General features: G+C 72.5%; 22 protein-coding genes and 2 tRNA genes. 17 read left to right on the plus strand and 7 right to left on the minus strand.

The genetic code is table 11. From position 1 onward, the window contains the following. Nucleotides 1-272 precede the first annotated feature (272 nt). Entirely contained in the window at nt 273-1763 is a 1491-nt protein-coding gene (locus OHB41_RS18635) for an NsdA family TPR-like regulatory protein (protein ID WP_266699363.1), read from the plus strand. A 109-nt stretch (nt 1764-1872) separates the two neighbouring features. Here OHB41_RS18635 and OHB41_RS18640 read toward each other — a convergent pair whose 3' ends face one another. Next, nucleotides 1873-2469, minus strand: coding sequence for a histidine phosphatase family protein (locus OHB41_RS18640; RefSeq protein WP_266699364.1), 597 nt, complete (start codon nt 2467-2469; stop codon nt 1873-1875). A gap of 270 nt (nt 2470-2739) precedes the next feature. Between OHB41_RS18640 and OHB41_RS18645 the strand changes: the two genes are divergently transcribed. From OHB41_RS18645 to OHB41_RS18675, 7 genes are all read left to right on the plus strand, one after another. After that, nucleotides 2740-3777, plus strand: a complete 1038-nt coding sequence (locus OHB41_RS18645) for a phosphatase PAP2 family protein (protein ID WP_323138382.1) — start codon at nt 2740-2742, stop codon at nt 3775-3777. Next, the gene (locus tag OHB41_RS18650; protein ID WP_526024934.1) at nt 3689-4894 is read left to right on the plus strand and encodes a hypothetical protein; all 1206 of its coding nucleotides are present in this window, start codon (nt 3689-3691) and stop codon (nt 4892-4894) included. The genes OHB41_RS18645 and OHB41_RS18650 overlap by 89 nt, the downstream gene beginning before the upstream one ends. Next, nucleotides 4885-6600: a hypothetical protein gene (locus OHB41_RS18655; RefSeq protein ID WP_266699366.1), complete on the plus strand. Its 1716-nt coding sequence runs from the start codon at nt 4885-4887 to the stop codon at nt 6598-6600. The genes OHB41_RS18650 and OHB41_RS18655 overlap by 10 nt, the downstream gene beginning before the upstream one ends. Further along, nucleotides 6597-7931, plus strand: coding sequence for an AAA domain-containing protein (locus OHB41_RS18660; protein ID WP_266699367.1), 1335 nt, complete (start codon nt 6597-6599; stop codon nt 7929-7931). Before OHB41_RS18655 ends, OHB41_RS18660 begins: the two co-directional genes overlap by 4 nt. Before the next feature lie 104 nt (nt 7932-8035). Next, complete coding sequence (locus OHB41_RS18665; RefSeq protein ID WP_148008554.1) at nt 8036-8413, plus strand: DUF8844 domain-containing protein; 378 nt, start codon at nt 8036-8038, stop codon at nt 8411-8413. Nucleotides 8414-8627: 214 nt separating this feature from the next. Further along, nucleotides 8628-9416 carry a bifunctional DNA primase/polymerase gene (locus tag OHB41_RS18670; RefSeq protein ID WP_266699368.1) on the plus strand — a complete coding sequence of 263 codons (789 nt, stop codon included), beginning with the start codon at nt 8628-8630 and terminating at the stop codon, nt 9414-9416. Next, nucleotides 9407-9480: transfer RNA gene (locus OHB41_RS18675), tRNA-Lys, on the plus strand. Before OHB41_RS18670 ends, OHB41_RS18675 begins: the two co-directional genes overlap by 10 nt. Nucleotides 9481-9548: 68 nt before the next feature. Here the strand turns inward: OHB41_RS18675 and OHB41_RS18680 are convergent. Next, the gene (locus tag OHB41_RS18680; RefSeq protein WP_266699369.1) at nt 9549-10970 is read right to left on the minus strand and encodes a M6 family metalloprotease domain-containing protein; all 1422 of its coding nucleotides are present in this window, start codon (nt 10968-10970) and stop codon (nt 9549-9551) included. A gap of 336 nt (nt 10971-11306) precedes the next feature. On the opposite strand from OHB41_RS18680, the gene OHB41_RS18685 reads away from it, so the two are divergent. Beyond that, a complete protein-coding gene (locus tag OHB41_RS18685; protein ID WP_266699370.1) occupies nt 11307-13232 on the plus strand; it encodes a putative bifunctional diguanylate cyclase/phosphodiesterase in 1926 nt (641 codons plus the stop codon). On the opposite strand, the gene OHB41_RS18690 is transcribed toward OHB41_RS18685, so the two are convergent. The 3 genes from OHB41_RS18690 to OHB41_RS18700 all read right to left on the minus strand — a co-directional run bounded on the left by OHB41_RS18690 (nt 13223) and on the right by OHB41_RS18700 (nt 16260). Continuing rightward, nucleotides 13223-14365 carry an LLM class flavin-dependent oxidoreductase gene (locus OHB41_RS18690; RefSeq protein ID WP_266699371.1) on the minus strand — a complete coding sequence of 381 codons (1143 nt, stop codon included), beginning with the start codon at nt 14363-14365 and terminating at the stop codon, nt 13223-13225. The genes OHB41_RS18685 and OHB41_RS18690 overlap by 10 nt on opposite strands. Nucleotides 14366-14716: 351 nt before the next feature. Beyond that, complete coding sequence (locus OHB41_RS18695) at nt 14717-15448, minus strand: maleate cis-trans isomerase family protein (protein WP_266699372.1); 732 nt, start codon at nt 15446-15448, stop codon at nt 14717-14719. Then, a complete protein-coding gene (locus tag OHB41_RS18700; protein WP_526025049.1) occupies nt 15445-16260 on the minus strand; it encodes a maleate cis-trans isomerase family protein in 816 nt (271 codons plus the stop codon). Before OHB41_RS18700 ends, OHB41_RS18695 begins: the two co-directional genes overlap by 4 nt. Before the next feature lie 366 nt (nt 16261-16626). Here OHB41_RS18700 and OHB41_RS18705 point away from each other — a divergent pair, with 366 nt between their 5' ends. Both OHB41_RS18705 and OHB41_RS18710 read left to right on the plus strand, forming a co-directional pair. Next, on the plus strand, nt 16627-17616 hold the full coding sequence (locus tag OHB41_RS18705; protein ID WP_266699374.1) for a D-2-hydroxyacid dehydrogenase: 990 nt from the start codon (nt 16627-16629) through the stop codon (nt 17614-17616). A 29-nt stretch (nt 17617-17645) separates the two neighbouring features. Further along, on the plus strand, nt 17646-19067 hold the full coding sequence (locus tag OHB41_RS18710) for an amidase (protein ID WP_266699375.1): 1422 nt from the start codon (nt 17646-17648) through the stop codon (nt 19065-19067). Here OHB41_RS18710 and OHB41_RS18715 read toward each other — a convergent pair. Continuing rightward, nucleotides 19048-19542 carry a DUF3830 family protein gene (locus OHB41_RS18715; protein ID WP_266705972.1) on the minus strand — a complete coding sequence of 165 codons (495 nt, stop codon included), beginning with the start codon at nt 19540-19542 and terminating at the stop codon, nt 19048-19050. The genes OHB41_RS18710 and OHB41_RS18715 overlap by 20 nt on opposite strands. Nucleotides 19543-19651: 109 nt before the next feature. On the opposite strand from OHB41_RS18715, the gene ehuB reads away from it, so the two are divergent. The 6 genes from ehuB to OHB41_RS18745 all read left to right on the plus strand — a co-directional run bounded on the left by ehuB (nt 19652) and on the right by OHB41_RS18745 (nt 23949). Then, a complete protein-coding gene (gene ehuB / locus OHB41_RS18720) occupies nt 19652-20584 on the plus strand; it encodes an ectoine/hydroxyectoine ABC transporter substrate-binding protein EhuB (RefSeq protein WP_266705974.1) in 933 nt (310 codons plus the stop codon). Continuing rightward, the gene (ehuC, locus tag OHB41_RS18725) at nt 20581-21309 is read left to right on the plus strand and encodes an ectoine/hydroxyectoine ABC transporter permease subunit EhuC (RefSeq protein WP_266699376.1); all 729 of its coding nucleotides are present in this window, start codon (nt 20581-20583) and stop codon (nt 21307-21309) included. The genes ehuB and ehuC overlap by 4 nt, the downstream gene beginning before the upstream one ends. 34 nt (nt 21310-21343) lie before the next feature. After that, nucleotides 21344-21994 carry an ectoine/hydroxyectoine ABC transporter permease subunit EhuD gene (ehuD, locus tag OHB41_RS18730; RefSeq protein ID WP_266699377.1) on the plus strand — a complete coding sequence of 217 codons (651 nt, stop codon included), beginning with the start codon at nt 21344-21346 and terminating at the stop codon, nt 21992-21994. After that, nucleotides 21984-22769: an ectoine/hydroxyectoine ABC transporter ATP-binding protein EhuA gene (gene ehuA / locus OHB41_RS18735; RefSeq protein WP_266699378.1), complete on the plus strand. Its 786-nt coding sequence runs from the start codon at nt 21984-21986 to the stop codon at nt 22767-22769. The genes ehuD and ehuA overlap by 11 nt, the downstream gene beginning before the upstream one ends. A 216-nt stretch (nt 22770-22985) precedes the next feature. After that, a complete protein-coding gene (locus tag OHB41_RS18740) occupies nt 22986-23744 on the plus strand; it encodes an IclR family transcriptional regulator (RefSeq protein ID WP_266699379.1) in 759 nt (252 codons plus the stop codon). 131 nt (nt 23745-23875) lie between these two features. Continuing rightward, nucleotides 23876-23949: transfer RNA gene (locus OHB41_RS18745), tRNA-Lys, on the plus strand. Between the two features lie 61 nt (nt 23950-24010). Here OHB41_RS18745 and OHB41_RS18750 read toward each other — a convergent pair. Then, nucleotides 24011-25303, minus strand: coding sequence for a M18 family aminopeptidase (locus tag OHB41_RS18750; RefSeq protein WP_266699380.1), 1293 nt, complete (start codon nt 25301-25303; stop codon nt 24011-24013). Nucleotides 25304-25557: the final 254 nt, after the last annotated feature.

Here is a 25557-nt window from a genome sequence, read left to right on the forward strand (position 1 = left end):
CTGCACGAGCGGGTCGGGAGTTCGGGTGCGCTCCCGGTCCACCGGGTTCAACGCGTCAGAACGTCAACGGCTACGGCGGAACACCGCCGCAAAGGATGGCAGTTCATGGCAGATCATGCATGAGATATCCGTTTTGTAGCTAAACCCAGCGTGGCGACGCCGTCACAGCAGGTACGTTCTTGCTCCGCCGGAGCAGGACACCCCACGGCATGACACAGGCATTTCGCCCTGCTTCCGGCATGGTTCGACGGTTCGCAAGAGAGGGCCCGGCCATGGCGTCGTCAACGATGACCTCGTCCCAGTCCCCCCGGCCACCGCGGCCGAACCTCGCCTTCCGGCGGCTGCGCGGACAGCGCTCGCCGGGCGAGTTCGCCGCGGCGGTCCGGCGGGCCGCGCGCGAGATCGGCGAGCGGGTCAGCTGCGACGCGCGCTATGTCGGGCGGGTGGAGGCCGGCGAGATCCGCTGTCCCAACTACGCGTACGAGCGGGTGTTCCTGCACATGTTCCCCGGCCGCACACTGACCGACCTGGGCTTCTCGCCCCGCTCGTCCGTGCGCGGACGAGGGGCGCGCGGCACGGACGAAGAGCCCCCCTCGCACACCACAAGCCTTCCGTGCACCACGGGTGAGACGGAAGGGGCGTGCGAGACGTACGAGACCACGCAGAACCCGCACGACCCGCACGACCCGTACGACCCGCACAAGCACCATGAACAGAACCACGAGGAGAGCGACGTGCAGCGTCGCGCATTCATGACCGGAGGCACCGCCACCATGGCGGCAGCCACACTCGGCCCCTTCGCGGGCACGTTCGGCGGTACGGCCGAGGCCGCGGACCACCGTGCCCCCCGTGGCCACCGCGTGGGGACGTCCGAGGCGGGCGCCCTCGAAGAGGCCGTACGAAGGATCCGGCTGCTCGACGACCGGCACGGGGCCGACGGCCTCTACCGGCGGGCCGCCGCCCCGCTGCGCACCGCGTACGAACTGCTCGACGCGGGCACCACCCGTCAGCGGACCGCCGACCGGCTGTACGCGGGGGCGGGCGAACTGGCCATCTCGGTCGGCTGGTTGGCACACGACTCCGGGCGCTTCGACGACGCGCGCTCGCACTACGCCGAGGCGCTGGCGACCGCACGGATGTCCGGCGACCCGGGCCTGGAGGCACATGCCTTCTGCAACACGGCCTTCCTCGCGCGCGACGCGGGCCGCCCGCGTGAGGCGGTGCGCGCGGCACAAGCGGCGCAGCGGGCGGCCCGCCCGCTCGGCTCCTCACGGCTGCTCTCGCTGCTCGCGCTGCGCGAGGCGGGCGGCTGGTCGGGGCTCGCCGACCGCGCGGAGTGCGAACGGGCACTCGTCCGCGCCCAGGCCCTCTTCGAGCGCGGCCCCTCGGAGGCGGATCCCGAGTGGATGACCTTCTACGGGGAGGCCGAACTGGAGGGCCTGGAGGCGCAGTGCTGGTCCACGCTGGGCGACTGGCCGCGCGCGGCCCGTCACGCCCGTCGCGCGGCGCACCTGCAGGATCCGCACTTCACCCGCAACATCGCCCTCTACACCGCGGAGCTCGCCGACGACCTCGCCCGCGGCGGCCGTCCCGACGAGGCCGCCGTCGCGGGTCTGCGCGTCCTCGAACTGCTGGCCGAGGTCCAGTCGTCCCGCATCCAGACCATGCTGGCGGCCACCGCGCGGGTGCTGCTGCCACACCGCAGGGCGTCGGGCGTCTCGACGTTCCTGGAGCGCCACGCGAGTCTGCCGCGGACCGCGTGAGCCGGCCCCACCGGACAGAAGGCGGCCCCGGTACGAAGGGACGGTCCCGGTACGAAGGGACGGTCCCGACGTGACAGGGCCGGCCCTGACGTGAAAGGGCCGACCCGGCCTACGCGGTCAGATGTCCGAGGTCGTTCCAGGCCTCGATGGCGGGCTCCCCGTAGGCCCAGCCGAGCACCGACAGCGAGGTCGGGTGGAGTCGGATCCGGGCGGCGAAGTCGAGCGGGAGGCCCAGCCAGCGGGCACCGATGGAGCGCAGGATGTGGCCGTGCGCGAAGACCAGCACGTCGCGGTCCGCGGCGCGGGCCAGGGCGACGACCTCGTCCGCGCGCGCGGTGACCTGCTCGAGGGTCTCGCCCCCGGGCACACCGTCGCGCCAGATGAACCAGCCCGGGCGCACGGCCTGGATCTCGGCCGGGGTCATCCCCTCGTACGCGCCGTAGTCCCACTCCATCAGCGTGTCCCAGGAGGTGGCGCGCTCGCCGAAGCCGGCCAGCTCGCACGTCTCCCGCGCGCGTGCCAGCGGACTGGTGAGCACCTCCGCCCCCGGGAGTCCGTCGAAGGGTGCCCGGTGCAGTCGCTCGCCCAGCGTCTCGGCTCCGCGCCGGCCCTCCTCCAGCAGCGGTACGTCGGTCCTGCCGGTGTGCTTGCCGGACAGCGACCACTCCGTCTGTCCATGCCGGGCCAGCAGGATGCGCGGTGCCATGAGGAGAAGCCTTCCCGATTCGCCGGATAAATGGGTCACTCCATCATCCCGCACCCCCGCGAGGGGCAACCCGCCGGGCGATCTCAGCGTCCTTGACGACCGGGGGCGCTTCCCATGGCCGTTCACATACGCCGTAAAATCCGGTGCGGCCACGCATCGTCACGAACAGACCTGCGCACCGTCACACCGCGAGCGGTCGCTCGCGCACGGCCGGTGCGGCCACCGGCGGTGTCGCCGGGGCGCTACAAGCAGATGGGGGAGGGCGATCGGATGCCGCAGACCGATGCACGGCGGACCGGGACGGCACCGCGCGCCCGGCTCCGCCGGTGGACCGAGCTGCGCCCTTCCGCGCCCCACCTCCGGCTGCGCTGGTGGACCGAGCTGCCGCTGATAGTCCTGGTGTACGCGTCGTACTCGGCGGGCCGGCTGCTCGCCCGGGGCGACACGGACAGCGCCGTCGGCCACGGCCTGGAGATCCTGCGCATCGAGAAGGCCCTCCACCTCAACGCCGAGCACCCGCTCAACCGGCTGTTCACCCGCGAGGCCTGGCTCGGCGTGCCCGCCGACTTCTGGTACGCGTCACTGCACTACCTGGTGACGCCCGCCATCCTGATCTGGCTCTTCCGCTCCCGCGCCGTCCTGTACCGAGCGGCCCGCACCTGGCTGATGACGTCCACCCTGATCGGTCTGATCGGCTTCACCCTGATGCCGACCTGCCCGCCCCGGCTGCTCTCGGCGGGACACGGCTTCGTCGACACGATGGCCCAGTACAGCTCGTACGGCTGGTGGGGCGGCGAGGCGAGCGCTCCCCGGGGTCTCGGCGGCATGACGAACCAGTACGCGGCGATGCCGAGCCTGCACGTGGGCTGGTCGCTGTGGTGCGGAGTGATGCTGTGGCGCTACGGCCGCACACGCGTCGTCCGGCTCGCGGGCATCGCTTACCCGCTGCTCACCACGATCGTCGTGATGGGCACGGCCAACCACTACTTCCTCGACGCGGTCGCCGGTGTCGCGGTGATGGGAGCGGGCCTGCTGCTCACCCCCTGGGTGACACGGCTCGCGGACCGCGTGAAGACACTCCTGACCACCCGGATCCCGTGGCTCTCGGGCGCCTCCCACGACGCGGGTTCCCCAATTGTCAGTGCCGGATGCCAGACTTCCACGGGTGAACGCATTCCCCGACAGCGCGAGTCCCGCACCGGACCGGGAGCCGACCCCGGTGCCCCACCCACGCACGCGGGGGACGGAGCTGCGGACTGGGATCTCCCCTCCTCCAGCGAAGCCGGGAGTCTGGGGAAGACTCGCTGAGCTGCGCGGCCCCGCCGTACCGCCCAAGGCTCTGGACGCGCGCGCTCTCGCGGCGCTCGCCGCGAACCCCGGATGCGAGCGCCGCGCCCTGCTCGACGGCGCGGGCGTCGACAAGGCGAAGCTGGCGGAAGGGCTGGGCTCACCGTCCTCCTTCGGCCAGTCCCAGTTCGCCTTCATGCGGGGCAACGCGTTCGAGGCGCGGGTCAAGGCGGACGGCGGCGCGGAGCTGCTGCGGCTCGTGCACGAGAAGCTGGACCCCGGCGCCGAGCCGCCCCGGGCCGGGACCGTCCCCGACCTGACCGCCGCCGGCCCCGAGGGCCGCACGGCCCGTACCGCACTGGCGCTGCGCGACGCCACCGCCGCCAGCGGCTGGACCCTGCTCGACCACCCCATGCTCGCCCTCGGCGTCGCGGGCTCCCCCGCCTTCCTCGAACCGGACGCCGTCGTCGTGCACCCCGACGGGACCTGGACGGTCGTCGAGATCAAGTCCTTCCCGATGCTGGACGGCTCGGCCGACCCGGCGAAGGTGGGCGCCGCCGCCCGCCAGTCGGCGGTGTACGTCCTCGCGCTGGAGGAGGTCGCCGCGCGCCTGGACCCGGCCCCCGAGGTCCGCCACCGCGTCCTGCTGGTCTGCCCCAAGGACTTCTCCAACCTCCCGACCGCGTCCGCCGTCGACGTCCGCAAGCAGCGCGCCGTCACCCGCCGCCAGTTGGGCCGCCTCACCCGCGTCGAGGACATCGCGGCAGCCCTTCCCGAGGGCACCTGTTTCGACCCCCGCCTGCCGGCCGACCGGCTGACCGCGGCGGTCGAGGCCGTCCCCGCGGCCTACGCCCCCGAGTGCCTGGCCGCCTGCGAGCTCGCCTTCCACTGCCGCGCCCGCTCCCGGGACGAGGGCGCGGTGACCTCGCTGGGGCGGTCGCTGCGCGCCGAACTGGGCGGTCTGACCACCGTGGACGACGTACTGGCGGCGGCCCGCGGAGACGCCGGGGACCCGCGTGATCCGGCGGTCGCCGCCCTGCGCAGAGCGGCCCGGCTGCGCGCGGAAGCCCTGCGGGCGGTGGGGTCGACGCGCCCCGCCGGCCAGGCCGCGCTTCCGGAGGTGGCCCCTTGTCGCTGATCGCCACCCTCGCCCGGCTGGAGGCCGTCGAAAGCGGGCGGGCACAGCCCGTCGCCACGGTCCGGCACCGGCATCTCTCCGACCGGCCGCTCGTCCTCGTGCCCCTGGTCACCGCCGGTGAGGCCGGCGCCCCCCTCGGGGCCCTGGTCGGTACGGACCGGGACGCGCCGCGACTGCTGGTCGTGCCGCAGCCCCGGGACCGCGATCTGCGGTTCGCGTTCCTCGCCGACCTCGCGGACGTCGTCCTGCCGTACCTCGACTCCTACGCGGACGTGGTCGAGGCGGCCGAGCGCAGTGAGACCGATCCGGAGACCGGGAAGCGGGTCAAGGTCGAGGTCGAGCTGTGCGCGGACGCGCCCCAGTTGATCGTGCCGAGCCGGGCCGGCGTGGAGTTCGTACGACTCCTCGGGCGCTCCATGCGGTTCCGGCGCACCGCGGAGCAGGAGCCGGAGGCCGCTCACCCGGCGCCGCCCCGGGTGCCGCTGCTCGGGCGGTGGCTGACGCACTTCGGGGAGCGGGCCCGGGTGCCCGGCTCCGCCCTGCTGCTCGCCCTCGGCGACGTGCTGTCCCGGCACTGGGCCACCGGTCAGAGCAGCCTGGAGGACCAGCACCTGGGAGCGCTGCTCGCCTGGATCGATCCCCCGGCGGGCGAGTCGGGCGCGCGGGCGGCCCTGGCGGCGGAGCTCCGGCGGGACTCCGGCGGCCAGCTCGTCCGCCCGCCCGCGGGACCGGCCACCGATCCCGCCTTCGACAACAAGCTGCTGGCCCCCGCCATCGAGCGCTACGACCGCGCGCGGACGGCACTCGCCGCCGCCGAGGACGGCCTGGAGGCGGACGACCGGCTCGGTGAACTCACCGCGGCCGAGCGGGAGATCCGCGCCCTGGTGGAGCGTGTCGCCCGGCCCACCTGGGACGCGGTGTGGCAGGGCCTCGACCTGCTGCGGACGCTGCCGGAGGGGGCGCACGCGGCCGACCGGTGGACCCGCGACCGCTGGTCGTTCACCGGTCACCGCGACCGGGTCGTCGCGGGCGAGCCGCCGCAGCCGCGCCGCGACGACGCGGTCACGGCGGCGAACAAGCTGGCCACGCGCGAGCGCGAACAGGCCCGCCTGGACGCGCAGGAGGCCCTCGACGATCCACTCGTCATGGCCGGCCGGCGCCTGGTCGGCGAGGCCTTCACGGGCGAGGTCGTCGATGTCGTCATGACGTACAGCGAGAGCAGACGCCCGAGCCCCCGCCCCCTGGTGACCGTCCGCACGGACGACCGGCCGCATCTCGGTGAGCGCACGAAGGTGTACCGGTCGCTGGCCGGCAAGCCGCAGGCGGCCGAGTTCGTCGGACACGCGGAGGCCCCCGGACACGCGGAGTGCACCGGACGGGCGGAGGCCCCCGGACCTGCCGGAGACGGTGGTCCCGCGGGAGACGGTGATCCCGGGAGGGGCGTCGTCGGCCGGGAGGGACCGGAGGAGGAGGGCGGTCTGCTCGTGCTGCGGATCGTCGACAAGATGGGCCGCGGCAAGGAGCCCGAGCCCGGATCCGTGCCGGAGAAGGGGGACCTCGTCTGCTTCACGCTCTTCGAGCACGAGCAGCGCGGCGGCGCGAAGCTGCCCGAGCCGGAGGAGACACCGTGGACGCACGGCGGGCCGCCGGGCGACCCCGACGCCGTACCGCAGCCGGATCCGGTGACGGAGGAGGACATCCTGTGACCACGGTCTTCGATCCCGGGGCCGCGGCCGCCCGCGCCACCGACGCGATCCTGCGCGACACCCTGCACGGCACGCACCGCGGAGTCGTCGTCGACTCCCCGCCCGGCGCCGGGAAGTCGACCCTCGTGGTGCGCGCGGCACTCGAACTCGCCTCCGCCGGACGCCCCCTGATGGTCATCGCACAGACGAACTCCCAGGTCGACGACCTGGTGCTGCGGCTCGCCGAGAAGGATCCGGAGCTGCCGGTGGGCCGCCTGCACAGCAGTGACGCCGACCCGTACGACAAGGCGCTCGACGACCTGGGGAACGTCCGCAAGTCGGCGAAGGCCACCGATCTGGCGGGCCTCCCGGTCGTCATCTCGACCGCCGCGAAGTGGGCCCACGTCAAGAACGTCGAACCCTGGCGGCACGCGATCGTCGACGAGGCCTACCAGATGCGCTCCGACGCGCTGCTGGCCGTGGCCGGCCTCTTCGAGCGGGCGCTGTTCGTGGGCGATCCGGGCCAGCTGGACCCGTTCTCCATCGTGGGCGCGGAGCAGTGGGCGGGACTGTCCTACGACCCTTCGGCGTCCGCCGTCACGACCCTGCTCGCGCACAACCCCGAACTGCCGCAGCACCGACTGCCGGTGTCGTGGCGGCTCCCGGCGTCCGCGGCCCCGCTGGTCTCGAACGCGTTCTACCCGTACACGCCCTTCCGCAGCGGTACGGGACACGGTGACCGGCGGCTGAACTTCGGTGTGCCGTCGGACGGTTCCGGACCCGACCTGGTCATCGACGAGGCGGCGGAGACGGGTTGGGGGCTCCTGGAGCTGCCGGCCCGGCACACGCCGCGCACCGACCCCGAGGCGGTACGGGCGGCGGCCCGGGTCGTACGGCGGCTGTTGGAGCGCGGTGGCGCGGCGACCTCGGAGCGGTCGGCCGATCCGGTGCCGCTGACGGCCGACCGGATCGCCGTCGGCACGGCGCACCGTGACCAGGCGGCGGTGGTGCGGGCGGCGCTGGCGGACCTCGGGGTCACGGACGTCACCGTCGACACGGCGAACCGGCTCCAGGGCCGCGAGTTCGACGTGACGGTGGTGCTCCACCCGCTCTCCGGGCGGCCGGACGCGACGGCGTTCCACCTGGAGACGGGCCGGCTGTGCGTCCTCGCCTCCCGGCACCGGCACGCGTGCATCGTGGTCTGCCGGGCGGGGGTGACCGAACTGCTGGACGACCACCCCTCCACCGAGCCCGTCCAGCTGGGCGTCACGGTGAAGTTCCCGGACGGCTGGGAGGCGAGCCACGCCGTGTTGTCGCACCTGGCGGAGCACCGGGTGGAATGGCGGCCCTGAACCCCGGTCCGGCCCGTTCCACGGGCCCCCTTGCGCGAGCGGGGGACAATGGACGGTGGCCCACCCACGAAACGGGCCCCCGAACCGTACGAGGAGGAGAAGACATGGCGGAGCCCACGCCGCGTCGGAACGAACCGCGGCTACGCCCCGCGCCCCTGCTCTTCGAGCCCGCGGAGGCGGCCGGTGACCCGGAGCACTTCTTCGATCTCGAGTCGATAGACGATCCGCGGGCGCTGCTGGCGCGGGCCACGGAGCTGACGCTCGCCTTCCGGGCGGCAGCCGACAGGGCGCTGGAGTTCCAGGCCATCGCCGCCGCACAGCTCGCCGACCCCCGCCGCTTCGACCGGCTCACGACGGCCGACATCGCCGAGCGCGCCGAGTGGACCGAGGACTACGCGAAGAAGATGGTCGAGTTCGGCCGTGACCTGCTCCGGGGAGCGGACGGGAACGGACACGGCCACGGGGTGGGCGACCACGCCTGACCGGCACGGTGCGACGGCCGGGGGCCTCCCCCGGCATCCCCGGCGTCCCTGCCCTCGGCGACCCTCGGCGGCCTTCTCGTGCCAGGCGGGCGGCACCCGCAGGATCTCCTGGCATACGCCGGCGGTGCGTGACATACCCCATTCCCGCCCTCCCTGTCCCGATTTCCCGCAACCCTCGGAGACGGAGCGCTCACCGACGGTAGACCTTGTCGTCATGAGCAGCACACGGAACACCGCCGGCTCCTCCCCACACGGCACCGGCGCCCCGCCGTCCGACCGGTCCGACGCCTCGGGCGTCACCGCGGAAGGGACCGCCTGGCTCGCCTCGGCAGGAACGTATCCGCGCAGCACCCTCGCCCTCTGGGAGGACCGGCCGACCGCGCCGGTCGTCCTGGCCTGCGGCACCGCCTTCGACGTCGTCAATACGCCCGCGATCTTCGGTCGGCGGATGCTGGACCGCCTGTGGGAGGAGGGGCCGGGCTCCGGCCCGGTGGCCGTGTTCCGCGGACGGATGCTGCTGTTCGGCGCGCCGGGCACGGCTCAGCGACTGCCGTCGCTCCTGGAGTGGGAGGAGTGGGGATCCCGCGGCGCCGAGGACCCATGGGGCACCCGGGACCCCGGCGCTCTCGGCAGCTTCGACGACCGTGACGGCTTCGACGGCGGCATCGGCGCTCCGGCCGGGCCGGGCGGCCTGGGACGCGTCGGCGCGATCCCTCCGCTGCTCTGTCACGGCATCGGCGACGCGGTGACCGTCCCCGCCCTGAGGGACGGCGGCACAGCCGGCGACGGCACCGGCGGTATTGGGCCCGATCTTGAGACCCGTCCCGATTCCCGCTGGCTGGTGGCCCCCGACACCCGGCATCCCTGGCTCCCCGGCGCCGAGATCCTGGTCTGGGCCGCCGTCCGTGCGGCCCGCGCGGCGGCCTCCGCCGCGGTGCGGATATCGATTTTTCCTCCCGCCGATCAGGATGCTAAGGTCTACGACGTCAGCAGGCGCCGCTAGCTCAGTTGGTTAGAGCAGCTGACTCTTAATCAGCGGGTCCGGGGTTCGAGTCCCTGGCGGCGCACGCTAGCGATGGCGAGGCTTGTTCGCAGACATGCGAACGTGCCTCGCCATCGTCATGTCCGCAGGGGTTCAGCCCGTCGTGATCTTCACCGTCCACTCCCCCGCGGCCGTCCAGTCCTCCACCTCGACGCGCACCTTCTCGCCGGGGACCGTGAAGCTCTCGCCGAGCCCTACCGGCGCGTCCGCGAGCGGGGGGTAGACCGACTCGCCCCAGCAGGACTCGGAGTGCGGGTGGGCGTCGATGACCTGGATCGGGCCGTCACCGGACGCGGCCTCGCTGCGCACGCGGTAGACGAGGATGCCCTGCGTGCAGGTCGTCCCGTCGTTGCCCGCCGAGCCGCGCGCCTCGAAGGCGAGCGCGCTCTCAGCCCCCGTACGGACGACCGCCAGCTTGGTGCCGCGCCCGGAGCCGAAGACCGGCAGACCGGCGCCGACCGGCCCGGGACCGAGAGCGCCGCCGGGAGCGCCGGAGGTGTCCGCTTCCGCAGCGGCCCCGGCGGCCGGCGCCCCCGCCGCGCCCACCCCAGGCGCCGGCGGCCCCGCGCCCAGCGGCTCCAGCGTCAGCCGCGTGCTCCCGCGGGCGCCCACACACACCACCTGCCGCGGCTCCAGCCACCCCAGCTTCCACTTGTGCCAGCCGAACAGGTCCGGCGCGAGGCCGAACTGGCTGCCCATGAGGTCCCAGTCGCCGACGTACGTGTCCCAGTCGCCCTTGCCGTCGGAGGGGCGGTGGTAGAGGTCGGGCAGGTCGAAGACGTGCCCCGTCTCATGGGCGAGGACGAGCCGGTCCGGCGGGTGCTTCTCGAAGACCGTGACGACGCGGCTGATGTCCTTGCCGTCGGCCCGCAGGGGGGTGTCGAGGTTGACGACCTTCGTCGCGTCGGAGTCGACACCCGGCGCGTCCGGATCGGCGACGAAGTAGACGATGTCGTAGCGCGAGAAGTCGACCTGCCGGTCGGCCGCACCGATCGCGTCGCGCAGATAGGAGGCGCGGCGCGTGGCGTTCCAGTCGCGCCGCATGGCGTACGAGGTGGAGGAGTGCGGCATCCGGATCCAGTCGTGCTGGGCATGCGGGCGCAGCGTGAACCTGCCGTAGGAGGCGCGCTCGAAGAAGCGGCTGGTGGAAGGGAAGTAATCGGCCGTCAGTTCGGCGGGCGTGGTGCGCGGGCGGGAGTCGGGGAAGGAGAGGAAGACCAGCACGGCGTCGAGGGGACGGGTGGGGCGCGGGTAGGCGGCGTTCCACGCGTCCAGGCCCTCCGAGTGGTGGGCGTCGGTCCGCTTGAGGGCGCAGGGGGCGAAGAGGGGTTCGGCGAGGGCGGGGCCCGTCACCAGGGAGGTCGCGACCACCGCCGCCAGCGAGGTGAACGCCGCCGCGGTACTGCGCCAGCGGGAGGTCCCTCGCGGAGCGAGACCCAGCAGGAGCTCACGGGCGAGACTCCTCAGGGGGAGCTGACGCGGCACGTCGACCTCCGGATGCGGCTTTCGGGACACCGCACCCAGCTTGGTTCGATTCGTACTACTTCGCCCTGTTTGTCTGCACCAGAAGAGTGAGGGGCCGCATACGGTCGACATCCCGGCCGACACCCCGAACACTCACGGAACGTCACATATGATCGCCTGACGAAGGATCCGGTCCAGATGCAGGCAGAAACGATCTGTCAGAACGGGTGGTTGTTCCGGGACACTGGAGAGTGGCTGCAAGGCCCCGAGACCAACCTCTATGATCGGCACACTTTCCTGCACGGACACGGCTTGTTCGGCCGTCCAGCACCGGCCGACCACTCCGAGAGACCCATACGAAGAACGAGTGCTTTGCGGGAGCGAGCGGTGAGCGGAACGTCCGAAGGGCCGGCGCCCGCGGCAGACCTCGACCGGCCGGCCGTCACAGAACGTCACACCACTACATCTCCTCGTACGTCCACCGGATCGTCCTCCGGCGCGTCCGCCCCATCCGGCTCCCCATCCGGCTCATACGTCCCGGCGGAACAGCTCACCGACCCGGCAGGGCCTCCCGGGACGTCCCCGCGTACGTTTCGCGCCGCCTTCGCCGCGGCGCCGCTCCCGATGGCCGTCGTCGACCGGGAGGGTCAGGTCGTCACGGCCAACGAGTCACTGGGCGCGCTGCTCGGCTTCGGAACCGGCGCGCTCACCGGGCGGATCGCCGCCGATCTGGTGGACCTGGCCTCCGACGCCCGTACCTGGCACGCCTACCGGGAGGTGCTGCGCGGCCGGCAGGCCCGGCTGCGCTGCACCCGGCGGCTGAAGCACCCCGACGGGCACTCGTTGTGGGTGCAGGTGACGGTCGCTCCGCTGCCCCCTGGCGAGGAGGCGGTGCTGCTGTCCGTCACGGACCTCAGCCCCCGCCGTGAACTCCAGGCGCGCCTGCGGCACTTGCAGATGCACGACCCGGTGACCCGGCTGCCCAACCGCACCCTGTTCTTCGAACGTCTGACGTCCGCGCTGGAGGCGGAGGCCTACGAGGAGGGCGGCACCGGCCGGATCGGGCTCTGCTATCTGGACCTGGACGGGTTCAAGGCGGTCAACGACACGCTCGGCCACCGGGTGGGCGACCGGCTGCTCGCCGCCGTCGCCGAGCGGCTGACCCGGTGCGCCGACGCGGCCGGCTCGGGGAGAGCGGTCACTCCGCTGGTGGCCCGGCTGGGCGGCGACGAGTTCGCGCTGCTCGTCGAGGACTCCACGGGCACCGACCAGCTGGCGGACCTCGCCGGGTCGGTCCTGACGTCACTTCAGGCGCCGTTCGACCTCTCCGGCCGGCGGCTGTCCCTCTCCGCGTCGATCGGGGTCGTCGAACGCCGCGCCGCCGGGACGACCGCGACCGGTCTGATGCAGGCCGCGGACACGACGCTGTACTGGGCGAAGGCGGACGGCAAGGGCCGCTGGACACTCTTCGACCCGGAGCGCAACGCCCACCGCATGACCCGCCAGGCACTCGCCTCCACCCTCCGGGCGGCCGTCGAGCGGGATGAATTCGCCCTGGAGTACCAGCCGTTGGTGGGCATGGAGGACGGCGGCGTACGCGGGGTCGAGGCGCTCGTGCGCTGGAACCATCCGGAGTTCGGCTTGCTGACGCCGAATCGGTTCATCGGGCTGGCCGAGGAGGACGGTTCGATCGTGCAGCTCGGCCGCTGGGTGCTGGCCACCGCCTGCCGGCAGGCGCGCCGCTGGCAGCTGGACCATCCGGACGCGCCCCCGATCTTCGTCAGCGTCAATGTCGCCGTACGGCAGGTGTGGGACTCCGACCTGGTCGCGGACGTCGGGGACATCCTCGCGGAGACCGGCCTCGCCCCGCAGCTGCTCCAGCTGGAGCTGACCGAGTCGGCGGTGATGGGCTCGGCGGGCCGGCCGCTGCAGGCCCTGCAGGCCCTCAGCGACATGGGCGTGCGTATCGCCATCGACGACTTCGGCACCGGCTACTCGAACCTCGCCTACCTCAGCCGGCTGCCGGTCTCCGTCCTGAAGCTGGACGGTTCCTTCGTCCGCGGCTTCCAGTACGACAGCCCCGACGGCGGCTCCGCCCGGTCCAGCCTCGCCGACGAGGTCATCGTCGAGGCGCTCATCCAGCTCGCCCACCGGCTGGGCCTGACGGTCACCGCCGAGTGCGTGGAGACCGCCTCCCAGGCGTCCCGGCTGCGCGGTATCGGCTGCGACACCGGGCAGGGGTGGCTCTACTCCCGCCCGGTGGCACCGGACCGTATCTCCGCGCTGCTGACGGCGGCCTGCGCTCAGGCCTGAGCGCCCGGGTCCGCCGGGGCCTCCTGGCCGGGCCGGGCCTTCGGCAGCCCGTAGGCGTCCGCGATCAGTTCGTACGAGCGCAGGCGTACGTCGCCGCTGTGGGCGTTGCCCGTGATCATCAGCTCGTCGGCGCCGGTGCGCTTCCGGAGGTCGTCGAGACCGGCGCGGACCTCGTCGGCGGTGCCGTGGATGACGTTGGCGTTCCAGGAGGTGATGAACTCCCGCTCCATCGGCGAGAAGGTGTACGCCTCCGCCTCCTCCGGGGTCGGGACCAGGCCGGGGCGTCCGGTGCGCAGGCGCACCATGTTCAGCGCGGCGGCCATCACCTGACGGCGGGCCTCCTTCTCGTCGTCCGTGGCGAGGGCGGAGACACCGATCAGGGCGTACGGGGAGTCCAGTACCTCGCTCGGCCGGAAGGACTCGCGGTACAGGTCCAGGGCCGGGATCGTGTTCTGCGCCGAGAAGTGGTGCGCGAAGGCGAACGGGAGGCCGAGGACACCGGCCAGACGGGCGCTGAAGCCGGAGGAGCCGAGGAGCCAGATCGGGGGGCGGTGCGGGGACTGGACGCCGCCGGGCGAGGTGGCCTGCACCGGGCCGGGCACGGCGTGGATACGGCCGTAGGGGTGACCGTCGGGGAAGTCGTCGTCCAGGAAACGGGTCAGCTCCGCGAGCTGCTGGGGGAAGTCGTCGGCGCCTTCGCCCGGGTGGTCGGTGCGGCGCAGGGCCGCCGCGGTGGCGCCGTCCGTGCCGGGGGCGCGGCCGAGGCCCAGGTCCACCCGGCCCGGGGCCATGGCCTCCAGGGTTCCGAACTGCTCCGCGATGACCAGGGGGGCGTGGTTCGGGAGCATGACGCCGCCGGAGCCGAGGCGGATGCGGGTGGTGTGGGCGGCCAGGTGGGCGAGGATCACGGCCGGCGAGGACGAGGCCACGCCCGGCATGGAGTGGTGCTCGGCGACCCAGTAGCGGTGGAAGCCGCGGGATTCCGCGAGGCGGGAGATGGCGACGCTGGTGCGGAGGGCGTCGGTGGCGGTGCGGCCGGCGCCCACGGTGACCAGGTCCAGCACGGAGAGGGGTACGGGGGCGGTGCCCTGTGCGGTGCCTCGGATCTCGTCCGTGTCGTCCGTCGCGTCCACCGTGGTGCCTCCTGATTGCGTACGTGATGCGGTCCTTCGTGGTGGAACAGGAGACAGTCCCCGCTTATTCCCGCCCAACGGCCTTTCCTCGCCCCCGCCGCCCCTACCCGGCCAATCCCCGTGGGCTCCGCCCCGGACCCCGCCAGGGGCGCTGCGCCCCCAGACCCCCGCTTCGCCCGAAGGGCTCGTCCTCAATCGCCGGACGGGCTGGATATGCGGGCCCGCGCTGGATCGTTCCGTTCCGGGCGTCGGCCTTTCAGCGCGGGCGCGCGCTATCAGCCCGTCCGGCGATTGAGGACGAGGCCGTCCAGGCCGAACGGGGGTCTGGGGGCGCAGCCCCCAGGGACGGGGTCAGGACTGGACCAGGGGCTCCCTGGTGAAGAGGGCACCGAGCGCCGGCGCGTTGACGCGGCGGTCCGCCAGCCGAAGCGCCTCCCAGACACTGACCTGATTGGCGGTGAGGACCGGCTTCCCCAGCTCCTTCTCCAGCGCCGTCAGATGAGCGACGGTGTGCAGAGCCGTGTCCGGCAGAAGCACCGCATCGGCGTCGGAATGATCCCCGTCCCGCGCCAGCGCGAACACCTCCGCCTCACCCCACGTCCCGACCTCCGCCCCCGTCACGATCCCGGACGCCCGCACGGAGACCACCTCCACCCCGGCCTTCCGGAGAAAGTCCGCGAAGAGCTCGGCCACGTCGTCCGGATACGTCGCGGCGACAGCGACCCGCCGCGCCCCGATCTCCCGTACGGCGTGCGCGAAGCCGAAGGACGTCGAGGAGGCCGGCAGGCCCGCCGCACGGGCCAGGGAGCGCACCTGGTCGTGCGCGCCCTCCCAGCCGTACACGAAACTGCCGCTGGTGCACGCCCAGACCACCGCCTCGGCCCCGGACAGCCGCAGCTCCTCGACGCCCGGCGAGAGCCGCTCCAGGGAGCCCATCTCGCGCAGGGCGTCCACCCGGTGCGCGTCCTCACCGATGTCCGTGTGGATCAACGGCAGCCGGATGTCGCTGCCCAGGAGCTGCTCCATACGCGGGTAGTCGTCCTCGGCCGAGTGGCCCGGGTAGAGGAATCCGAGTGCGGTCATGTCCAGCCTTCCTGTTCTTCCGGCAGTACAGGAGCCCGGTGCGCGGACTGTCCCCCGGAACCCGAGGGGCGGGGAAGGTGTCCCCGGACCAGCCGCTGACGCGGGCCCACTGCCCGGGTACCCAGATGACGCAGCGCGGCCCACATCGTCACCTGGTTGGCCGAGATGACCGGGATGTCCAGTTCCGTCTCCAGCCGGGCGATGACGTCGTACGTCGGCAGATTGGTGCAGCTGATGAAGAGCGCGTCCGCCGGGCCGTTCCGGACGGCGCGGTGGGCCATGTCGACCACGTCGCGGTAGGGCACCTTCCAAATATGCCTGGTCAGGCCCATGAAGGCACGCCCGGTGACCTCCGCGCCCGCCTCGGCGAGGTACTCCTCCAGGGACTGGGTGACCGAGACCGTGTACGGCGTCACCAGGGCGATCCGGCGTGCGCCCAGCTCGGCCAGGGCCTCCAGCAGCGCCCCGGACGTGGTCAGCGAGACCACCTCGCCCGCCCGCCTCATGGCCTCGCACATCGCCTGCTCGCCCGCGACCCCGCCCACGAAACTGCCCGAGGTGCACGCGTACGCCACGACCTCGGGCCCGACGGCGTTCAGCGCCCGGACCGCATCGCCGAGCGTCTCGTGCTCGGAGACCAGGCGGGCCAGGTCCAGGCTGACCTCGACCGGCACGAACGGGGTGCGCGTGACGTGCAGGGAGACGTCGTCCGGGACCCAGCGCCACAGTTCCCGGTCGAGGGCGAAGTCGAAGGGGGCGACGACGCCCACCCCACGCTGCGGGCGGGGACCGCCCAGAAACGAGATGTCCAGGGAGACGTCCATGGCAGCACCGGCCTCACGAAGGCGAACGCGGACGACGAGACGAGGGGAGGAGCGAGGAGGAGCCAGGAGGAGCGGGTACGGCGGTGGGGCAGGGCTGGGCGGAACACGGGACCCACGCGGAGGCGCCGACGGACAACAGACCGTGCGCGCGACCGTGTTGACGAAGGTAGGTTCGGGTGCGAGCGTGGTCAATCCGCGCATCTCAGACGGCTCCGGCCCCGCCCCGCTCCCCCGGCTTCGCCCCCTCGGCCGCGTCTCGCGCACGCCCGGCCCCGCACGCTCGTCCCCGCAGGTTCGTCCTCTCAGGAAAGCGGACTCGCATTGCGAAACGGTTTCCCCCGCACGCCCCGTCCGGTGTCCGCGACCGCGTCCACGCCGCTGTCCGCCGCCGCGTCCGGAGACCGCACCACGCTGCTCGTCCTGGACGCCGACCCGCTCCCCCGCCTCGGCAGGCTCACCGGCCGGGTGCGGATCGAGCACGCCGACGAGTCGACGCTCGCCGAACGGCTGCCGCGCGCGGACGTGCTGCTGGTCTGGGACTTCACCTCGCGCGCGGTACGGCGTGCCTGGCCGGGCGAGGGCCGGCGGCCGCGCTGGGTGCACACGGCGAGCGCGGGCGTCGACCATCTGCTGTGTCCCGAACTCGCCTCGTCCGACACGGTGGTGACCAACGCGCGGGGCATCTTCGACCGGCCGATCGCCGAGTACGTCGCCGCCCTGGTGCTGGCGATGGCGAAGGACCTGCCGCGGACCTGGGACCTGCAGGGGCGGCGCGAGTGGCGGCACCGGGAGTCGCAGCGGGTGGCCGGAACCCGCGCCTGCGTGGTCGGCTCCGGGCCGATCGGACGGGCGATCGTCAAGTCGCTCAAGGCACTCGAGGTGACGACCGCACTGGTGGGACGCACCCCGAGGACCGGGATCCACGGACCCGAGGAACTCGACCGGCTGATGGCACGTGCCGACTGGGTGATCTCGGCGGCGCCGCTCACCGAGGCCACGTACGGCATGTTCGACGCCCGGCGCTTCGGGATGATGCAGCCGTCGGCCCGCTTCGTCAACGTCGGGCGCGGGCCGCTGGTCGTCGAGGACGCGCTCGCCGAGGCCCTGTCGAAGCGGTGGATCGCGGGCGCGGCCCTCGATGTCTTCCAGCACGAGCCGCTCGGCCCGGACAGCCCGCTGTGGGACGTTCCCGGCCTGATCGTGTCACCGCACATGAGCGGGGACACGGTCGGCTGGCGGGACGAACTCGGCGCGCAGTTCGTGGAGATGTACGAGCGCTGGGAGGCGGGCAGACCGCTGCCGAACGTGGTGGACAAGAAACGCGGGTACGTGCCCGGACACTGAACCGCCGAACTTCCTGGAGGGGCAGGCCGATGACCGAACTCACCGAGCTGACCGCGGTCCAACTCGTCGACGGCTATCGCAAGGGCGAGTTCGGCCCGGTGGACGCGACACGGGCCGCGCTGCGCAGGGCCGAGGAGGTGCAGCCGGCCGTGAACGCGTTCGTCCGCCTCGACGCGGACACGGCGCTCGCGCAGGCCGCGGAGTCCGCGGACCGCTGGCGGCGGGGCGAGCCGGCGGGGCTGCTGGACGGCGTTCCGGTCTCCGTCAAGGACATCCTGCTGCTGCGCGGCGGCCCGACCCTGCGGGGCTCGAAGACCGTTTCCCCGGAGGGCGACTGGGACGAGGACGCGCCGTCCGTCGCCCGGCTGCGCGAGCACGGCGCCGTCTTCCTCGGCAAGACGACGACACCCGAGTTCGGCTGGAAGGGTGTCACCGACTCACCGCTGTCGGGGGTCACGCGCAATCCCTACGACGTCTCGCGTACGGCGGGCGGCTCCAGCGGCGGCAGCGCGGCGGCCGTCGCCCTGGGCGCGGGACCGCTGGCCCTGGGCACGGACGGGGGCGGCAGTGTGCGCATCCCGGCCGCCTTCTGCGGGATCTTCGCGCTGAAGCCGACGTACGGGAGGGTGCCGCTGTATCCGGCGAGCCCCTTCGGAACGCTCTCGCACGTGGGGCCGATGACCCGGGACGCTGCCGACGCGGCGCTGATGATGGACGTGATCAGCGGGCCCGACGCGCGGGACTGGTCGGCGCTCGGGCCGGTCGGCGGTTCCTTCGTGGACGCGCTGGACGACGGGGTGCGCGGGCTGCGGGTCGCCTACTCGCCGTCCCTCGGTGGCCAGGTCGCGGTCCAGCCGGACGTCGCGGCGGCCGTGCGGCGGGCGGTGGAAAGGCTCGCGGGCCTGGGCGCGTACGTCGTGGAGGCGGACCCCGACGTCAGGGACCCGGTGGACGCGTTCCACGCCCTGTGGTTCGGCGGCGCGGCCCGGGTGGTCCAGCACCTCGCGCCGCACCGGAGGGAGCTGCTGGACCCCGCCCTCCGGGAGATCTGCCGGCAGGGCACACGGCTCAGCGGCCTGGACCATCTGGCCGCGGTGGACGTCCGGATGGACCTGGGGCGCCGCACGGGCCGCTTCCACGAGTCGTACGACGTGCTGGTGACGCCGACGGTGCCGATCACCGCGTTCGAGGCGGGCGCCGAGGTCCCCAAGGGCTCCGGACACCGGCGCTGGACGGGGTGGACCCCGTTCACGTACCCCTTCAACATGACGCAGCAGCCCGCGGCTTCGGTGCCGGTCGGTACCGACGCCGCCGGGCTGCCCGTCGGCCTGCAGATCGTCGCCGCCCGTCACCGTGACGACCTGGTCCTGCGGACGGCGCACGCGCTGTACGGGGCGGGGGCGGCCGGGGTCGCTGCGCCGCCCGTCCTCGCTACGCCCGCCGGAAGCTGAGGCTCTCCCCCAGCGCGCCGGAGCGCCACAGGTCGTTGCAGGCCTCGGCCATGGTGTCGAGGCCTTCGACGATCCGGCCCCAGACGATGCCCGGCACCCAGCCGACGTCACCGTTGATCAGCAGGTTGTTGCGTTCGTAGAACAGCGCGAGGTCGACGACCGTGGTGCCGGGGCGCACCTCGGTGTCGTAGCCGTACGCCTTGGTGCCCAGCTCGGTGCCCGCGAAGGCGAAGTAGCAGAGGTCGCCGGGGACGGGGGTGACCGTGGGGTTCTCCAGCGGGGGTTCGGCGGCCGCGAACGGCGGGAACAGGGCGTAGATCTCGTTGCGCGCGTACTTGGCGTGATACACGTCACCGGCCAGGGGGAGGGCGTTCCACACCGCCGCGCAGGTGAGGGGTGCCCGCTCGTCGAGCAGTCTGGCCGTGCAGTGGACTCCCCGCTTGACCAGGGAGACTTCGATGTGCCGGTCGGTCATGCGCTCGGTCATGCGTTCCATGGTCTCGCCGGGGTCAAGGGCGCCTCGTCGACGGTCGGGGCGCACGGTGGCCGGAATGGATCGCGTGGTCCCGGGTAGCCGCGCCGCCATGGCTCCACCACTACGCAATGACGGAAGCGACGGGAACGGTACGCGGACACGCGGCCCGAGCCGGCGGGCGCTGCTCACGGGCGTCTCGGCGCTCGGCGCGGTCGGCGCGCTGGGTGCCGCGGGCTGCAGCCGGGTGGCCACGGCCGCCGACACGGACGGCGGCGATCTCCTCGGCCGGCTGAGGGCTCAGGGTGTCGTGCGGCTGGGCATCGCGGGCGAGATCCCGTTCGGCTACATCGACAGGAACGGTGAACTGACGGGAGAGGCGCCCGAACTCGCGAAGGCGGTCTTCAAGCGGCTGGGTGTCGGCCGCGTCCAGCCGGTCCCGACCGAGTTCGGCTCGCTCATTCCCGGGCTCAACTCGCAGCAGTTCGACGTCGTGTCCGCCGGGATGTACATCAACCCGGAGCGCTGCCAGCAGGTCGTCTTCTCCGACCCGGACTATCAGATGCTCGACGCCTTCATCGTGCGCAAGGGCAATCCGAAGGCCCTGCACGACTACAAGGACGTCGTGGCGAAGAAGGCCAGGTTCGCGACGGGCACCGGGTACGCCGAGATCCAGTACGCCGTCGAGGCCGGGTACAAGGAGAGCGACATCCTGATCGTGCCCGACCAGGTCGCCGGGCTGAACGCCGTCGAGGCGGGGCGCGTCGACGTCTTCGCCGGGACCGCGCTGACCGTCCGCGAGGTGGTGCGGAAGTCCCGCAAGGCCGAGAGCACGAAGCCCTTCGCGCCGCTGGTCAAGGGCAAGCCGCACGTCGACGGCGGCGGCTTCGCGTTCCGTTCGGCCGAGACACGGCTGCGGGACGCCTTCAACGGGGAGCTGCGGAAGATGAAGAAGAGCGGCGAACTGTTCCGCATTCTGCGGCCGTTCGGCTTCACCAGGGCCGAGATGACCGACATGACCGCGAAGGAGCTCTGCCGCGGATGACCCCGGGACTCTGGGAACTCGTACTCAAGGGGATATGGGTCACCCTCCAGCTGCTGTTCCTCGGCTCGCTGGTGGCGGGAGCCGTCTCCTTCGTGGTGGGCGTCGCGCGCACCTCCCGGCGGTGGATCGTCCGCTTCCTCGCGGGCCTCTACACCGAGGTGTTCCGCGGGACCTCCGCGCTGATCATGATCTTCTGGGTGTACTTCGTGCTGCCGCTCGCCTTCGGCTGGCAGCTCGTCCCGCTGTGGGCGGGCACGCTGGCGCTGGGGCTGACGTACGGGGCGTACGGCAGCGAGATCGTGCGCGGCGCCCTGAACGCCGTCGACCCCGCGCAGCGCGAGGGCGGCATCGCGCTCAGCTTCACGCCGTGGCAGCGGATGCGGCTGATCCTGCTCCCGCAGGCGGTGCCCGAGATGATCCCCTCCTTCTGCAACCTGCTGGTCGAGCTGCTCAAGGGCACGGCCCTGGTCTCGATCATGGGCATGGGCGATCTGGCCTTCAGCGGCAACCTGGTGCGGCTCGCGCTCCAGGAGAGCGCGGAGATCTACGCGTACATCCTGCTGATCTACTTCGTGATCGCCTTCGTGATCACCCGGCTGATGCGCGTCCTGGAGCGGCGGCTGAAGGCCGGGCTCGGCAGGGCGCCCGAGGGCCGTGTCCTCGCGCGGGAGCCGCGGCGCGCCGGGGCGAGCGGAGTGGGCGCGGCGAGCGGAGGTGCCTCATGACCCGGTACACGACGGCCGATGACGGAGGTGCCGCATGACGTGGGACTGGAGCGCGGTCGGTGACTTCATGCCGCTCTTCCTGGACGGGCTGCTGGTCACCCTGAAGGCGCTGGCCCTCGGCTCGTTGATCTCCTTCGCCCTCGGGCTGGTGTGGGCGCTGCTGATGCGGGCGCCGACCCGCTGGGTGCGCTGGCCGGTGGGGGCCGTCACGGAGTTCGTGCGCAACACCCCGCTGCTGGTGCAGCTGTTCTTCCTCTTCTACGTGCTGCCCGAGTGGAACATCACGTTCTCCGCGCTGACCACCGGGGTCGTCGCGATCGGGCTGCACTACTCGACGTACACGATGCAGGTCTACCGGGCCGGTATCGAGGGCGTGCCGGCCGGCCAGTGGGAAGCGGCCACGGCACTCAACCTGCCCCTGCGGCGCACCTGGACCGCGGTGATCCTGCCGCAGGCGATCCGCCGGGTGGTGCCCGCGCTGGGCAACTACGTCATATCGATGCTCAAGGACACCCCGATGCTGATGGCGATCACGGTCCTGGAGATGCTCGGCGAGGCGCGGCTGTACTCGCAGGAGCACTTCCAGTTCACCGAGCCGCTCACGGTCATCGGCGTGGCCTTCATCCTCATTTCCTATCCGGCTTCCCTCCTTCTGCGAGCCCTGGAGCGACGTCTTGTCCGTTGACACCGACAACCAGACCCCCGACACCCACCAGCAGGAGACCCAGGAGCTGATCCGGTTCGACAAGGTCACCAAGCGCTTCGGGGACAACACCGTCCTGGACGGGCTCGACTTCCGCGTCGACCCCGGCAAGCACGTCACGCTGATCGGGCCCTCGGGCTCCGGCAAGACGACGATCCTGCGGCTGCTGATGACCCTGGCCAAGCCGGACGAGGGGACGATCACGGTGGCCGGGGAGCGGCTCTTCCCGGCCGGGGAGAAGCAGATCCGTGAGGTCCGCAAGAAGATCGGGATGGTCTTCCAGCAGTTCAACCTGTTCCCGAACATGAAGGTGCTCCGCAACATCACCGAGGCACCGGTCACCGTCCTCGGCCTGTCCAGGGACGAGGCCGAGGAACGGGCCCGTGAGCTGCTCGACCTGGTGGGTCTCGCGGACAAGTGCGACGCCTATCCGAGCCAGTTGTCCGGCGGTCAGCAGCAGCGGGTCGCGATCGCGCGGGCGCTGGCGATGCGGCCGCAGGTGCTGCTGCTGGACGAGGTGACGTCCGCGCTCGACCCCGAGCTGGTCGCGGGGGTCCTCGACGTCCTCCGTGACATCGCCCGCACCACCGACATCACCATGCTCTGCGTGACCCACGAGATGAATTTCGCCCGTGACATCTCGGACCAGGTGCTGATGTTCGATTCCGGTCATGTCATCGAGGCCGGGTCGCCGGAGCGGATATTCAGCGATCCGGAGCACGAAAGGACCCGGGAATTCCTCAGCGCGGTCCTGTGACTACAAGCAGTGAACGCGGGAAGGTGCGAGGTCCGGCCCGCGGGGCATGCCCGACGGGCCATGACCTTGGCATATGCCAGGGTGTCACGCCCCTGCTGAGAGCACCGCGAGGGACGAACATTCTGGTCAACAGCCCCTCCTTGTCCACCGTTTGACAGTTATCGTGGAGGAGCTCAGCTGTCCGGATCGAGGACCCAGGAAGCGCAGGGGGAAACCGTGGCGCTGATGAACGAGCCGACCGCGCCGTACCGCTCGGCCCAGGACGCCCTGCGCGTCCTGGAGGCGGTGGCCCGGCACTCCGCCGGCATCACCGACGCCGAACTCGCCCGCAGGACGCGCCTCGGCCCCGACCGCCTGACCGCGCTGGTGCGGATGCTGCGCCGGGAGGGGTACGTCGAGCAGGTCACCGACGGCGTGTTCGTCGCCGGCGCCGCCCTCGGACGGCTGGACTCCGCCCACGGCCGTGACCTGGCACTGCGCGAGAAGCTCCAGCAGACCATCGACCGGTTGCGCGACTCGGTGGGCGCCGCGATCTACATCAGCCGCTACATCGACGGCGAGGTGCAGGTCACCCAGTGCGCCGAGAGCCCGGCGACCCCCGCGGTCAACGAATGGGTCGACTTCCGCTCCTCGGCCCACGCCAGCGCCGTCGGCAAGAGCCTGCTCGGCCAGCTCGATCTCGACGCCCGCCGCGACCACCTCTCCCGTCACAGGATGGCCCGCCTCACCTCGCGCACCATCACCGACGAGCGGTTGCTGCTGTCCCGACTCGACGCCCAGCCGCCGACGGTGCCGGTGCTCGACCTCCAGGAGTACGCGATCGGCACGGTCTGCGCGGCCGTACCCATCACCGCGGGCTCCTCGGTCGGCTGCCTCGCCCTGTCCCTTCCGGTCGAGCACGCCCACCGGCTGCGCCGGGCCGCGGACACCCTGAACCGCGGGGCGGCCCCGGTGCTCGTGTCCCTCGCCCTCTAAGGCCTGTCCGCACCTTCGCGCCGCCCGACCGGTGGGCAGCGGCGGACCCGGCCCGGGTGGTCCGGAGCACCCCGCCGGACCAGGTAGTATTTCTTTCGTCGCCGACCGCGGAAGCGGAAGGCGGGGGTCATGCGCCGCTAGCTCAGTTGGTTAGAGCAGCTGACTCTTAATCAGCGGGTCCGGGGTTCGAGTCCCTGGCGGCGCACAGAATGAAGGCCCTCCACAGCTGTGGAGGGCCTTCACGCATGTCCGGGCTCCGGGGACGGTCAGCCCGCCGTGACGAACTCGGTCAGCACCCGCGCCAGCAGACCGGGGTCCTTCGCCCCGCACAGTTCGCGGGCGGAGTGCATCGACAGCCCCGGTACGCCCACGTCGACGGTGGGGACCCCCAGCCGGGCCGAGGTGATCGGTCCGATCGAGGTCCCGCACGGTATCGCGTTGTGGGAGACGAACGGCTGCCAGGGCACCGATGCCCGCTCGCAGGCCGCGGCGAAGACGGCGACTCCGGTGCCGTCGGTGGCGTACCGCTGGTTGACGTTGACCTTGACGACGGGGCCGCCGTTCGGCAGCGGGTGGTGGTCCGGGTCGTGGCGCTCGGCATAGTTGGGGTGCACGGCGTGCGACATGTCGGCGGAGACGCAGAAACCGCCGGCGAGGGCCCGGTGGAAGTCCTCGGCGCTGCCGCCGCGCGCGCCGATCGACCGGCTCAGCACCCGCTCCAGCAGCGGTCCGTGGGCCCCCGACCAGGAGCCGCTGCCGACCTCCTCGTGGTCGAAGGCGGCGAGTACGGGCACGTACGCGGGCGGCCGTACGGCGGTGGCCGCGGCGACCAGCGCGGTGATGCCCGCGTGCACGGAGATCTGGTTGTCGAGGCGGGAGGAGACGAGGAACTCCTCGTCCGCGCCGAGGTAGCCGGGCGGCTGGATGTCGTGCAGCATCAGGTCCCAGCCCAGGATCTCGGCGACGTCGGTGTCGGCCTCGTCGGCGATCCGGCCGAGCAGGGCGCCGGGCCGGGTGCCGCCGAGCCCCCACAGGGGGGTGAGGTGCCGCTGCGGGTCCAGCGCGACACCCTCGTTGACGCCGCCGTCGAGGTGGATGGCGAGCTGCGGCACGCGCAGCAGCGGCCGGTCGACACGGACGAGGCGGCTGGAGCCGTCCCGCGTCATCAGCCGTCCCGAGATGCCGAGATCGCGGTCCAGCCAGGTGTTGAAGGGCACGCCGCCGTAGACCTCCACGGCGATCTGCCGCCAGCCCGCCGTGCCGGTGTCCGGTTCTGGCTTGATCCGCAGGTTCGGGGAGTCGGTGTGGGCGCCGACGATCCGGAACGGTGTACGGGCCGGAGCACCCTCGGGTACGTACCAGGCGAGCAGCGCTCCCGCGCGGACGACGTACCGGCCGCCCTCGGCGCCGGCCGCCCAGTCGTCCGTCTCGCGCAGCTCCTGGAAGCCCGCCTTCTCCAGGCGCTGGGCCGCGTTCGCGACCACGTGGTAGGGCGAGGGGCTGGCGCGGACGAAGGACAGCAGATCGTCGCTGTGACTGCGGTCATGCGTGGGGGACATGGGCGCTCATGCCTTTCGGGAAGGACTGGCGAGGGTTGAGGAGCGGGTCGGCGGGACCGTCCGGCCGAGTGCACGGTTCGGGGGACGGAGGACGGTCGGCGGGGAACTCCCGGGCCGTGGATGGGACTTCCGGGCCGTGGACGCGTTCCACGGACGGCGGCGACCAGGGGGAGGGCGCGGTGCCCCGGGCCGGGCCGTCGCACGGGGAGGAGCCGAAGGAGGGGTCACCGCGGGACACGGGCCGGGGGCGCTCC

It is taken from the genome of Streptomyces sp. NBC_01571, assembly GCF_026339875.1.
GTDB lineage: Bacteria > Actinomycetota > Actinomycetes > Streptomycetales > Streptomycetaceae > Streptomyces.